Source organism: Flavihumibacter sp. CACIAM 22H1, from assembly GCF_001601815.1.
GTDB lineage: Bacteria > Bacteroidota > Bacteroidia > Chitinophagales > Chitinophagaceae > Flavihumibacter.
Genome location: NZ_LUKG01000006.1, coordinates 1 through 13,339, shown reverse-complemented (window position 1 = coordinate 13,339; position 13,339 = coordinate 1). Strand labels below are relative to the sequence as shown.

Annotated in this window: 10 protein-coding genes and 1 pseudogene; 4 read left to right on the top strand and 7 right to left on the bottom strand. The window is 42.8% G+C overall.

Going from position 1 to position 13,339, the window contains the following annotated elements; genetic code table 11:
• Together A1D16_RS03015 and A1D16_RS03010 are read left to right on the top strand one after the other, a co-directional pair.
• Positions 1–323, top strand: a pseudogene (locus A1D16_RS03015) (hypothetical protein); the annotation flags it as partial.
• 18 nt (positions 324–341) lie between these two features.
• Positions 342–1,406 carry a hypothetical protein gene (locus A1D16_RS03010; protein WP_290707682.1) on the top strand — a complete coding sequence of 355 codons (1,065 nt, stop codon included), beginning with the start codon at positions 342–344 and terminating at the stop codon, positions 1,404–1,406.
• On the opposite strand, the gene A1D16_RS03005 is transcribed toward A1D16_RS03010, so the two are convergent.
• The 4 genes from A1D16_RS03005 to A1D16_RS02990 form a co-directional block, all read right to left on the bottom strand.
• A complete protein-coding gene (locus tag A1D16_RS03005; protein ID WP_290707680.1) occupies positions 1,400–2,023 on the bottom strand; it encodes a hypothetical protein in 624 nt (207 codons plus the stop codon). The genes A1D16_RS03010 and A1D16_RS03005 overlap by 7 nt on opposite strands.
• Before the next feature lie 32 nt (positions 2,024–2,055).
• Positions 2,056–3,225: an acyloxyacyl hydrolase gene (locus A1D16_RS03000; RefSeq protein WP_290707678.1), complete on the bottom strand. Its 1,170-nt coding sequence runs from the start codon at positions 3,223–3,225 to the stop codon at positions 2,056–2,058.
• 111 nt (positions 3,226–3,336) lie between these two features.
• Entirely contained in the window at positions 3,337–3,651 is a 315-nt protein-coding gene (locus A1D16_RS02995) for a CsbD family protein (RefSeq protein WP_290707676.1), read from the bottom strand.
• A gap of 9 nt (positions 3,652–3,660) precedes the next feature.
• The gene (locus tag A1D16_RS02990; protein ID WP_290707674.1) at positions 3,661–4,071 is read right to left on the bottom strand and encodes a c-type cytochrome; all 411 of its coding nucleotides are present in this window, start codon (positions 4,069–4,071) and stop codon (positions 3,661–3,663) included.
• Positions 4,072–4,136: 65 nt separating this feature from the next.
• On the opposite strand from A1D16_RS02990, the gene A1D16_RS02985 reads away from it, so the two are divergent.
• The gene (locus tag A1D16_RS02985; RefSeq protein WP_290707672.1) at positions 4,137–5,309 is read left to right on the top strand and encodes a hypothetical protein; all 1,173 of its coding nucleotides are present in this window, start codon (positions 4,137–4,139) and stop codon (positions 5,307–5,309) included.
• Positions 5,310–5,707: 398 nt separating this feature from the next.
• Entirely contained in the window at positions 5,708–10,183 is a 4,476-nt protein-coding gene (locus A1D16_RS02980) for an MG2 domain-containing protein (RefSeq protein ID WP_290707670.1), read from the top strand.
• Here A1D16_RS02980 and A1D16_RS02975 read toward each other — a convergent pair.
• The 3 genes from A1D16_RS02975 to A1D16_RS02965 form a co-directional block, all read right to left on the bottom strand.
• Positions 10,138–10,992 carry a glutamate--tRNA ligase family protein gene (locus A1D16_RS02975; RefSeq protein WP_290707668.1) on the bottom strand — a complete coding sequence of 285 codons (855 nt, stop codon included), beginning with the start codon at positions 10,990–10,992 and terminating at the stop codon, positions 10,138–10,140. The two genes, A1D16_RS02980 and A1D16_RS02975, sit on opposite strands and share 46 nt — an antisense overlap.
• Positions 10,982–11,977 (bottom strand): L-glyceraldehyde 3-phosphate reductase, encoded by a 996-nt coding sequence (mgrA, locus tag A1D16_RS02970; protein WP_290707666.1) that lies wholly within the window; start codon positions 11,975–11,977, stop codon positions 10,982–10,984. The genes A1D16_RS02975 and mgrA overlap by 11 nt, the downstream gene beginning before the upstream one ends.
• A gap of 7 nt (positions 11,978–11,984) precedes the next feature.
• Positions 11,985–13,339, bottom strand: a 1,355-nt coding sequence (locus A1D16_RS02965) for a Gfo/Idh/MocA family oxidoreductase (RefSeq protein WP_366206367.1), incomplete at its 5' end; no start/stop codon positions are given.

The window sequence follows — 13,339 nt, the reverse complement described above, 5'->3', positions numbered from 1 at the left end:
ACCGTGAAAAACTCCGGAAATTCAGAGCTATGCTGCATCAGTTCAAAAAAAACGGACCAGATCAACTGGTATGGAAAAATGGTACCTTGACAGCTCATATAGAAGGTTTTGCAGCGTTTGTAAAAATGGTTAACCCGGTGAAAGGTGCTAAAATTTTAACGGAACTAAACTCGCTGAAACAATTACCTCAATGGGTGGCATTAAAAGAACGGGAAACAAGCGCTGCACCGACCGGCATATCACCCAAAAAAGATGCTGCCAACAATACCCCAAAAGGCCCCTCTTCTGAGGAGAATACAGAAGATTGGTTCAAAGTAGTATAATTACAAGTCAAATTTCACATGCAATACCAGCCAGGCATACATATTGCCATTGTTTCCGACTCCACGCATATTCCCGGAGCACAAAGCCCTTTTCAGGATGATCAGGACCTGTTAAAAGAGCTGCAGGATAGGAGGGCCAGCGTTGAAATAATTGATTGGAGGGAAGCGGGAATCAACTGGCAAAAATTTGACGCTATTTTTATAAGCAGCACCTGGGATATTCCTTCCTATGGAGAAGAATTCATGCATTGGATCCGTACCTGCAATGCAGACAAAAAAAGAACTATCAACGACGGGCAGCTTATCTGTGATAATGTAATTAAGTCAAGGTATCTATCCCGCCTGATTCAATATTTTGGCCATCAACCAGGTGCATCAGCGGCCATAACACCAAGTTGTTTTATTGCCCTGAAAGCGTCTGCAGAAGACAGTACAAACGCCCTGGGAAACCATAACTTAACGAGCCTTTGCAGAGAACTGGCAATGGCAGATCCAGCCAATTGGGAAAACCGACCGGTGGTGATGAAACCCATTGTATCGGCCGATGGAAACAACACTTTCTTATACCATCCATCTTTAGTCAATTCCGAATCTGCCATACCGGATTCTACGCTAATTGCGGAAGAAGAAGCAGAACAGGTTTTTCAACAGTTGCTCCGCCATTCATCGAGGGGAATTATTCTTCAGCCCTATATTAAAGCAGTAGAAGAAGGCGAATATTGCCTGGTATTTCTGCATGATCGGTTTAGCCACGCCATTCAAAAAAAAGGCGGTTTTAAAAACCATTCAATTCGGGAACGCCGCTATATTCCGGAAGATAAATTGCCCGCCGGCATGCTTTCTTTCGGCAAAGAAATTATTCAATATATGCAGCAGTTGTACCATGCTACTGCATTAACCCGGACCCGCATAGATTTCCTGCACAGCAACCATCAAACGGTTTTATGTGAGCTGGAATGTACGGAACCCAATACTAACCTGCAATCGCTTCCTGAAGCAACTAGGAAAATGGTTACGAGAAATTATGCGCAGGCCATTTATGAGCAGGCCATCCGTTTAAAAATGGAAAGCAATTCTTATTGAGCCGGTATTGAATTAAGCAGTTTTGAAAGAGGTCCGGAGGTTCTGTTTTCCGAACTGTTCATATATACAACCCTTCCTTTTTCCAGGCGCCAGTTATCACAAAACAAGCTGGAATCTTTTTTGCCCTGGGCACTTTCCCATTTATTCCAAACCCAGGCTATTACCCAATCCTGGTTCAGATCTTTATTGTGCAGGGAAATCAATGAAACCGGTGTATTAGTGGTGGCTTTATAGTTATTTCTCCATTTCCGCAAAATTGGTTCAACGGTTTCTTTGGTAGTACTGGAACGAATTCCATTGGGCCAATCGAAAATTGTAGTATCGCCCAAATATTCAATCATATCGGTTGATAATTCCGTATCCCAGGCCTCGTACAATTTTGCTATCACTGCCATGTATTGCGGATCACCCATTTCCCAATTTTTAAATACTACGCTGGCAGGAAGTTCCGGTACTGCCGGGCTTACCGGAGCTGTTGCCACTGCCAGGGTATCTTTCTCGGCTACCGCCTCGCTTTCAGCATTTTTCTGGTTATTACAGGATAAAAAAACTGCCACCAGTAACAGGCTGCAGCAATTGATATACAGGTTATGAACTACATTTTTAGAACAAAGCATAAGAAAACATTTAGGTATGACTGGAAGATTTATCAATTTTCTTTGTGATAGAAACGAAATCCGAAGCCCGCTTCTACCCAATCGGCAGTTGCACCGTTAAAGGTCTTTAATCCAACCTGTGCATACAGGCGTTTGTTTACCAGGTAGCGAACTGCCGGCCGAATAAAGGTATTGCCTTTGATTTCCCTTCCTACGGCACTAAGGTTGGCGCCTATTTGCAAACGGATAGCCAGGCGCCAGAATTGAAAATCATATCCTGCGTGCAGCCCTGGAAAAAAAACGGTCATCGCATCCTTATTCTTTACAAATTCCGCGGTATCTCGTGCGCTGTAATCGAGAAATGCATCTAAACCCGCACTGAATCCATGTTTTGTATTAAAAGAATGCTGGTATTCGACTACCGTAGAGGACGTAATATACCGGTGATTGGTACCTGCATCATCCTTGTTTTGCACCGTTCCGATAGCCTGGTACACTGCCAGGGAATTGGAACGGATTCGCCTGGGGGATCGGCCTGGGGGGAGTTGAGGCCTTGCTTCCAGGAGTTTAGTAGGGTATATTGAATTGTCGACCTTGCGTTGCAGCGCATTGTAATTATAGCGAAATCCGGCACTAAACCCCATCATATTTAATCCCAGGTTGGGTGTAACCGTGCGGCCATTGCTAAAATGAGTCAGATCAAGTCCGTATAAGAGGTCCATTTCACGATTAAGCTGGTATTTGCCCCCCGCGTGCAAGGCAAAATAAACCGCAAACTTAGACCCGATAGCATCGTTAATGGCGTTGTGGTCAACATTATAAGGCTTTAAGTTGTAGGTAAGGCCGAGGGCGGGTTCCACCTGCAGGGTATTTCTTCTTTTTTTGATAACCGGGAAAGTGATAAAACCAAATAAGGCGTGCGGGTTACCGAATATATCAATGTCGCCCACATACCCGGAATACCAGCCAATTCCATAGGAAGGATTCAGGTGCTCTTGTTGCCAGGGGGCTTTTCCGGCAGCCTGCCAGCCGGTTCTAACCTCAATGGATGCATACCCGTTTTTAAGCTTTTCTTTTAGTTCAGTACCCGTATAAAAATGGCTGCCGCTGTGCAATTTTAGACTGTAAAACCGGTATGGGTTCTTTTTTGACTCCTTTTGAGAAAAACCAGTGAATGGAAGAATTAGCAAAAAAGCATAAGGGAAACACCTGATTAATCTCATAGCATGTTCGGTTTTGACAATTTATGCTATAAAAATATGAAATATTTAAACTCCTGTAAACCAAAAACGGTTGCCGTAGTGGCAACCGTTTTTGGAGAGGGTTAGGACGATCTATAATTTATCAATCCATTCCATAACCTGCTCTTTGGTTTTACCGGATGCTTTCTGGATGCGACCAACTAATTCGTCTTCCTTGCCTTTTTCGTAGACCAGGTCATCATCGGTCAATTCTCCATATTGTTGCTGAATTTTTCCTTTGAGGATTTTCCAGTTTCCTGCAATTTTTTCTTTCCACGCTTCCATATTGTAAAATTTAACTGTTAAGAAATAGCTTGTAAGCTTTAGCTCCTGTATAAAATAACTATGCCCCGTGGCTACTATGGAAAGCTGTGGAAACTCTACCCCGAACCAGCAGTCTTTATCCAAAATCCACCCCTATTTTAAGGACAGGATATAACTAACCATTAATTCAGCATCCGCTTTACTTAGAGCTGGATGTGGTGTCATTACCGGATTTCCCCAGGCGCCGGAGCCACCCAGGATAATTCGCTGCGCAAGCAGGCTGATATAGCCCTTATTAACCGGGTACCTTGCGGCAATGTCTTTAAATGCGGGTCCCTTCGCCCTGTGCTCAAGGGCATGACAGGTATAACAATCAGCATAGGCAATTAATACTTCTCCCCTTTGTGCTGCTGCTACAGGTATGCTGTCATTGGCACCTGCAATTCTTTTGATATAATCTCTTTTTGGCGGTTCTTTGGCAGGTTCAGGATCAGAACAGGCGCTGAAGCAACCTGCCAGCGTGTAACCGAAGAGCACTACAATCAGTAATAGTCTACTACTCAAAACAAATAAATAGTTGTCAGCAGCAAAGCTATGCATTTTGGTGTCCAATGCTTATATTAAGCACCATGAGAATTTGCCTATTACTATTTTCGGTTATAATCAGCTCTTTTATACTCGGTGAAACTGCACTTGCGCAGGAGATCAACATATACGAGACGTTCAAAAATCCGGATATAACCCATAAAAAAGAACGACCGTACAACGATCAACTGGCGGAAATACTAATGCGCCGTAAAGAAGCAATACAGGCATCCAATGATTTTAAGCTGGCCCAAAGTTTTTACCTCGAAATGCTGATCAAGGATAAAATCAAAGAAGACAGTTCATTTATTACCAATAGCCTTTATATCGACAGCTTAGCGAAAACATCCCAAAATCGCCCGGCGCTGAAATTATCTGTGCAGTTACTAAAGGCGCAACGAATTCGGCAATACCTGAACCTGGGAATCAATATTCAAAAAAGAGTCGCCCTTTCCACAGAAAAATCAATCCGGTGGCTTCAAATGCCCGAAGACAGCCTTCAGCAGGAAATCCAAAGCTCCCTTTATGCAGCAAAAGCCGTCTTGCACCAAATAGGAAACTATCCATTATCAGATTACCTCTGGCTTTCCGGTGACCCGCTGTTTTTCTGGTTTAAACCCGACCTGGCTGCAATAGTATATGGAGAAGGTATCAATCTCCTCCATAAAGGGTTTTTACCTCAAATGGTAATGGAATGGCTCCAGAAAAAAGAATTTCCTATCAGAATTGAATCAATAACAGATACAGCCCTTGCACCAGTTCTGGCATGGCATAAACAGTGGCAGGAAAAAGATATATTAAATGATGAACAGAAATATTTTTTTGAAATTCAGCTGACAAAAAACTTGTATGCAGGCGTCGAATACTCCGACAGTTTGGAAAACCTGTACAAGAATTATTTACAGTGTCATATAACAAGCAAATTTTCCTGTGTTCGTGCTTTTACTGCCTTTCAGCTTTTTCTTATCGACCATAAAAATGGAAAATCCTTTAACAGCAGCAGAGGAATAAAAGCAGATAGCAGTCACTGCTTTGCTTATAAAAATGCTCTATCCATTTACCGGGCACATCACCAGGTACTCGACAGTTTTTTTATGGCAAAGGAAATAATTTTAAAAGCAGTTGGCAATATTGAAAAAAGGAATTTACCCTATCAAAGAAGCAAATTTTTCTACCGGAAACACCCCCCGAATTTAGCCTCAATTACCGGAACATAGATTCTATTTATATACGCCTTGTACCTATTGCCACAAAAGAAACCAATTTTATATCCAATAATAAATCATGGAATTATTACACAACTTCCAGCTCAATACTGGATACGGTAATTTTTACGCCTTTCTCCGCCGATTTAAACTTTCATACAGGGCAATGGCAATTACCAGTTCTAAAAACCGGCAATTATTGTCTACAGATTTCATATGCTCCTATTGATACGCTGGGAACTATTGGCGAACTTGCTCAGTTACAGGTAAGTCAGTTAAGTATAATCCAGCACGACAAAGATATTTTTGTACTGGATCGGAAAACAGGCCATCCGGTAGAAAAAGCGAGCATTCAGGTACTAAATAAACCCCGAAAAACCAGCAAAACAACAGCTAATGGAAGGAAAACATTGTCATTAAAAGAAGCGGAAGATCTCTTAATTTTTAGGGGGAATGATTCGGTACGACATTGGTATAATAATAATCAAAACTTCTACAATAGTGAGGTTTATTCAAAAGAGGACTACGATTATCTCCTGGAGTATTACGAAGAAAATGCCAGTTGCTATTTTTACACTGATAGATCCATTTACCGGCCGGGGCAAACTGTACATTATAAAGGAATTATCCTTATTAAGGATAAACGAACAGGTGACCCGCTGATGTTGAACTGGAACAACCTGCAATTTGATCCTTTTACTAAGCTTTACCTAAAAATTCTGCAAAAAATAAAGAAAGAAAAACTGGAAATCATTATCAAAGATCCTTTTTACAGGACAGTAGACAGCAGTACCATTATTCCCAATAAATTTGGATCATTCAGCGGTTCCTTTAAAATTCCGGAAACTGCAGCTACCGGTAGCTACAGTTTTGATACCTACCCGCTGGAAACAAACTTTGTACAGAATGAATTCCAGGTAGAAGAATACAAGCGTCCTTCCTATGAAATAAGAATAGATCATCCAAAACTACCCTATGGCATAGGAGATACAATTCCTGTAAAAATAAAACTTCACTCTTTCTCTGGAGCTGTGCTCAATAATATACCTGTTCAGGTTTCTATTGAAGCTTATGGACCCAATATGAAATTTCCTCTATTAAAGATTGATACTACTACGAATGGAACAGGCGAATTTATTGTTCTGCTGACAGACCCAGCCGGTAAAGAATTGGGCGATGCCAAAAATGGCGAATATAAAATGGAATATGTGGTAAAAGCGAAGGCTTTATCCCCTACTGGAGAAGAACAGGAAAAGAATTATAATATCCAGCTCAATAAACATCCTATTTTACTTAGCCATAGTATTCCTTTAACCCTGGATCTAGCAACCCCTATTCAGTTTCGCCTGACTGCCCAAAGCAATTACGAAGCGCTACCCGGAAGGCTTGTGCAGTATAAAATTTGCCGGCTAAACGGCGATGAATTGCTACTAATAACAGACAAAACTGATACTACAAACAAATGGATACCGCTTGAAACCCAGGTAATTGATACTGGAATTTACCAGATTGAATTATTCTATTACAAAGAAAACCAGTTGAACGGCTATAAAAAATCAACATTTAAGGTTTACAATTCAAGTAAGAGGTTATTTCCATACACCCAGGAAGATTTTGTGGAAACCCACTTACATACGGGTAGGGAGACCACTATTCAATGGATTGAGGGGTTTAGAGAGGACAGCAATTATTGCATTTTCCATATCAGGTATAAAAACAAAAAGGATAAATACTTCGACAAATATCATTTTATTTATCAAAACAAAGGTCTGCAGAACATTGAACTTCCTATACCAGTTGATGCAACGGGTGCTTTTACTATAACCCGAATTTACCTGAAAAACAATCAACTTCACAGAACAGAAAAACGCTATCACCTTCCTGAATCAAGCAAGTCCCTGGAAATAATTGTAGAAAAATTTAGAACAACGCTTACACCCGGCGCGAAAGAGGAGTTCGTCGTTTCGGTTATATCTGCCAATAAAAAGGCAGTAGCGGAACTAATGACTACAATGTATGATGCCAGCCTCGATAAACTTCAAGAGCATTCCTGGCAATTACCTGAAGAAGGTCGTGGACGCTATGTAACCAGTAAATGGTTTACCCAAATAAATGAGTACAGCAACAGCAGTTTAGAATCTACCCAGCCAGCAGTGGTAACCCGGCGCAGCAAATTATGGTGGCGGCCTAATGAATACCTGTATCCTATTTTATACGATTATGTGATCTTAAATAGTGTTCAGGAGGATGTCTCCAGGACGTTAAGCGGCCGGGTAGCAGGTATCCAGGTTTTAAACACACCTGGATTGGAAGAAGTAATTGTGGTTGGTTATGGTGTATCTAAAGCATTGAATTCAACGTCCGCAATACAAATCCGTGGCAGTATTAGTTGGAATGCATACGCCAACAGTCTGATTATTATTGATGGCGTACCTTATACCGAAGACCTTTCAAAAATTGACTTTTCAACCATTAAGAACGGAGTTATTCTAAAGTCGGCAGAAGCTACAGCACTATATGGCTCAAGAGCAGCCAATGGGGTTGTACTGCTAAGTACCACTGGAGTGGTACAACTGCCTAGTGCCCCTCCGCCTCCTGTGTTAATCCGGAAAAGCTTTAACGAAACAGCCTTTTTCCATCCGCAACTATCTGCTAATAAAAAAGGGCTCTACCAAATTCGCTTCACTCTACCGCAAACTGCAACTGAATGGAAATGGAAAGTATTGGCACATACCCCCGATGCCCGCTTTCAATACCTGGAAAAATCCATCTTTTCTAAACTCCCCTTGATGGTGTTACCCGATCTTCCCAGGTTCGTTTACCAGGGAGACAGTATTGAAATCAGTACCCGTGTTGCCAACCTTGATACCACATCTATGACCGTTTTGTTAACATGTGAATTGCTTGATGAACTTACCGGAGAAAACATAACCCACCTATTTCTAAAGGATAGCCTGCAAACCATAACCGTAGGAACGGAACAAACCAATTACGGAACATTTAAGGTCAGTATTCCAGACCAGTTTCTTCATCCTGTCCGTATTAAATTCATTGGTCGATCTGCTACATATTCCGACGGTGAAGAGCACTTGCTACCTATATTATCAAAAAAGCAATTGATCCGCCAATCGGTTGAATTAAATGAAATGAATAGTAGTGCCCCGATTTATCCGCCGGTATTGCCATCCGATGCAATTCCCTTTGGTATCGGGCTAAGCATTGCAGAGCAACCACAGGCCGCCCTGATCAATTCATTACCAGGCTTAGCAAATTATTCCTTCAACTGTGCCGAGCAAACAACCAATAAAATGCTTGCTCACCTGGTTGCTGTACATCTTGTAAAAAAAGAGCTGCTTACAGCTACGGAAACAACAACTAACCAATCTATTTCCAATGAGAAAGCCGGCAATCTTCCGGCAGGCACACGATCAGCGGCCATGCCCTGGCTGGAACTGACAGAAAAACAGCAGCTGCTTCAAAAACAACTAAAACTGCTTACAGATACAGCCCAATCTATTGAAAAAGCGGGCGAATACCTTAAAGAAATAATTGATATGCAACTGAAAAACGGAGCACTGCCCTGGTTTAAAAGCGGTGACCCGGACCTTTTTATTTCCAATTATGTCCTTGGTTCTTTCGGCAAGATGCAGAAAGACGGATACCTGCTTCCGTTAAAGAAAAAAGAGTTGGAAGATATTAATCAATTTCTGCAAAACCTTATCAGGTTCTGTGACAACGCTATTAATACCAACCCATCCAACTTCAATGAAATCGACTATTTATATGCACGAAGCTTTCATCATAATAGATACCCTTTGGCAGATAGCGCGGTAGCAAAACTGCTTGCCATGTACCATTTTCACTGGAAAAAGGTTGCAAGTTATTCCTATAGCAGGCAAGCAAAGTTAATTACGGCAACCCTTAATTATTTCAAAACTTCAGATAGTTGCTATCAGGAAGCACTAGCGTTATTAGAATTCATCCGACAGGCAGGCATAACCGATCCGGCAAAAGGTATACGGTGGAAAATTATATCAAATTACGATGAGCTCAATTCAACCCAGGAAGAGTTGCTGGCAGATTTGCAGGAGGCTTTTAATTCGTCAGAAAAATACCCTACAGTTAGTCAGGGAATATTGCAATGGATCTTGCAAGACAGAAACAGCCATGAATGGCGAAGTACAAAAGGTGCCGCTTCTATGATATACCAACTCGCCACAACCCCTTACAACGACAGGGACAACCAAACAGAAAAAACCATTGTATACGATCAGCAAAAGCTTTCGGTAAGCAATGGTATTGCAACGGGTAGTAGCACTACTTTTTTATCAGTACAGGAAAAAAGTTTCAAGGGATTATTACAGGAACACACTCAGGGAAAGCCACAGCCCGCACAGGTTCACTACTATTACTTCAGTGCAAATACAGCAGTAAACGAATCCAACAATACTATACAACTGAACAAACACCTGGAGCGTTGGGATGCCCAGAAAAATACCTGGGTCAACGTTGATTCTTCCACCATCTGCATTGTGGGAGACCGGATTCGTATTAAGATTCAACTCACCACCAAAAAACCACTGCAATACCTGGTGTTAAACGAGCGGCACCCAGCTACCATGGAACCCGTAGAAGTATTAAGTGGTATGCGTTATTCGAATGATTTTTTTTACTATTGTTCCGTAAGAGATATCGGTCATCATTTTTTCATCAGTTCTTTACCAACCGGAACCTCTGAAATTATGTATGAAATGAAACTTACCAAACCGGGCAATTTCAATAGTGGAATTTACAGCATACAAGCTATGTACCAGCCAGCCATACAAACCAGTGGCCCCTCTTACAAATTAATTGTCAATTCATCCCAATCAAAGGCCGACCAGTGAGAAATTCTTCGATGAATGCCCAATTGCCTGGCCAGCAAACTGAGAATATCTTCGGCGGAAAGTCCGTTTTGAATCATAGATTGCAGGCTATCAGAACCGGCCGATTTGGATAATTTGTTGCCAGAATTTCCCAGCAACAAGGCGTGGTGAAAATGCATGATTTGACTATAGTCAGGTACTTCTAATGCGTTACTAAGTGCAAGCTGCGCAATACTGGAGTTCACCAGGTCTCGGCCCCGTACAATCCAGCCTACTTTCAAATGCAGATCATCTATGACAGAACATAACTGGTATGCCGGAGATCCGTCTTTTTTCCGTACTATAAAGTCTTTCATTGCTATTGGAAATGCAGGATCTTCTGGTGTCCTGAAACGCCAGTTTACGCCAGGCCCGTCAAAATCAAGCGCAGCATCCCGACAACCTTTTACACAGCCCGTTTCGAGTTTATTTTGTTGCTGGTCTGATCGCGAACAGGAACAGGCATACAAATAACCACTTGTACGTAACTGTTGCAGTGCCTTTTTATACAAGGCCATTCGTGTTAACTGCGACCAGTTCTTTTCAAAATCCTGTTCATCTTCTGGTCCCTGCTGCCAGGGCAGGTCAAAGTAATGCAGTACAGCAAAAATATTCCTCAGGTACGCAGGCCGAAAGCGTTCCCTATCCAAATCATCAATCCTCAAAAGGATCTCTAATTTTTTGTCCCGGGCCAGTATTGCTGTCAGGATAAATGAATAAAGATTTCCCAGGTGCAGATATCCACTGGGTGTAGGCGCATAACGGGTTCTATGGAATGCTTCAGGAAGCAAGGATGGTATTGATCCGGTTGAGCTCTTCCTTGCTGAACAGCGGTTTATCCAGGCAGCGGACGGCATCTTCTACCTGCTCTGGTTTGCTGGCCCCGATGATAACAGAACTAATCCTGGGATCTTTCAAAACCCAGGCCAATGCCATTTGCGCAAGGGTTTGACCACGTTCCTGTGCCAGCAGATCTAGTTGCTGTACCTGGTTAATATGTTGAGAAGTTACCTGCCCGGCCTCGATGGCCCCATTACCCAATGGCCTTGCCGCTCTTGACCCATCAGGAATACCTTTTAAGTATTTATTGGTGAGTAATCCCTGTGCCAGCGAAGAGAAGGTAATACATCCCATTCCAGTTTCCTGTATAGCATCTAATAAGCCGTTTTCCACCCAACGATCCAGCATGGAGTACTTTGGCTGATGAAGTAAACAAGGAGTTCCAAGCTCTTTCAGGATTGCTGCAGCTTTCCGGGTTTCTTCTGCAGAATAACTCGAAATACCAACATACAAGGCTTTTCCCTGCCTTACCAGCAAATCCAATGCAGCCATGGTTTCTTCCATCGGCGTATCCGGATCAGGACGGTGATGATAAAAGATATCAACATAGTCGAGTCTCATCCTACGCAAGCTCTGATCCAAACTGGCCACCAGGTATTTTTTAGATCCAAGGTCTCCATACGGACCCGGCCACATAGGCCAGCCGGCTTTCGTTGAAATGATTAATTCATCGCGATAGGATCCCAATTCCTCTTTCAGGATTTTTCCGAATCCGGTTTCTGCTGCACCGGGAGGCGGGCCATAATTATTCGCCAGGTCAAAATGGGTGATGCCCAGATCAAACGCTTTTAACAAGATCGTTTTACACTTTGCCAGTGCATCCAATTCACCGAAATTTTGCCATAAGCCAAAGGATATAGCCGGCAACAGCAATCCACTATTACCACAGCGGCGATAAGTTTGATTGGTATAACGATCAGGATTAGCCGAATACATTGAATTATTATTTACGATTAATCAATTTCATAGTCAGGGGATCCCAATAAATAGTTTTTTGCTGGAAATAGCTTTCGTTACAAGCCAGGCAGGGAGCAGCCGCCCTGAAACCAAATACTACGTCCTCCACTACCGGTTTTCCAGTTCGGATGGCTTCAAAAAAATTTATAAAATGATCCAGGTGATCATCGTATCCTTCCGGATTTACAAACCGATAAGGTGCTTTTACAGGCCTCCGCCGATCAGTTGCGGAAAATTGCTGCTCATAGGATTTTAGCAATTGTTCCTGCATAACGGCAGGATAGGTCTCCAACGCATCCCAACCACCGATACCGGGTGCTTTTGGAAGCAGGCTATGTGTCAACTCCAAGTCGCGCCCGTTTAATGTAAGCACGCCTTCCTCTCCAACAAACCGGATGGAGCTGGTATCGCCTCCGCCACTGATGAAGTTAACACGGAGAGTTAGCTGAAAAGCCGGATGCTCGCTGCTTGCCGGATAATCCATGATAGCCGTCATTATATCCGGAACATCTCTCCCATCTTTCCAATATGCCAATTGCCCGCTTGAATAAATCTTAACGGGTCCTACAGATCCGGTTATGAGGTGAACGCCGGATAAAAGGTGTACAAATAGGTCGCCCGCAACACCGGTTCCAAATGCCCGGTAGTTTCGCCACCAGAAAAATTTCTTAGCGTCAAATGCGGCTTTTTTATCTGTGCGCAGAAAACCGTCCCAGTCGATCGTAGCCAATGAAGCGTCAGAGGGCTGCGTATATTGCCAGGCGCCCAGGGCCGATTGCCGGTCATACGTGGCCTCCACTAAGTTCAGTTTACCTATGGCTCCGGATTGGTATAATTCTTTTGCTTTGGCATAAAGCAGGCTACTTACCCGTTGGCTTCCAACCTGCATTATTTTTCCTGATTGCTGCTGAGCAGCGATCAGGGGTAAGCCTTCTGAAATCTGGTGCACCACCGGTTTTTCTCCATACACGGCTTTCCCTTTTTTAAGTGCATAGGTAGCAATGGGGGCATGCCAATGATCACTGGTGGCAATAATTACTGCATCAATATCAGGGCGGTCTATGAGTACCTTATAATCATTGGTAATGAACAGGGTATTCCCATACAGTTCCCTTGCCCGGGTTAATCTACCCTGGTACAGATCACATACTCCTGCCAATGAAATGCCGGGTACTTTTAGCGCTGTACGCAGGTTGCGATGTCCCATAATTCCCATGCCAATAACCCCGATTCGAATAAGGTCATTAGCTGCAATACGATAGTTTGGTGCTGCTAATTCTATCGTTTGAGGACCTGCATATAAACCATTTAAAGACGGCAGGGAAAGTCCTGCTACGGTTG

Coding starts and splice junctions, on each gene's coding strand:
- A1D16_RS03005 (WP_290707680.1), bottom strand. CDS start 2,023: ATGCTTTGTTCTAAAAATGTAGTTCATAACCTGTATATCAATTGCTGC.
- A1D16_RS02985 (WP_290707672.1), top strand. CDS start 4,137: ATGAGAATTTGCCTATTACTATTTTCGGTTATAATCAGCTCTTTTATA.
- A1D16_RS03010 (WP_290707682.1), top strand. CDS start 342: ATGCAATACCAGCCAGGCATACATATTGCCATTGTTTCCGACTCCACG.
- mgrA (WP_290707666.1), bottom strand. CDS start 11,977: ATGTATTCGGCTAATCCTGATCGTTATACCAATCAAACTTATCGCCGC.
- A1D16_RS03000 (WP_290707678.1), bottom strand. CDS start 3,225: ATGAGATTAATCAGGTGTTTCCCTTATGCTTTTTTGCTAATTCTTCCA.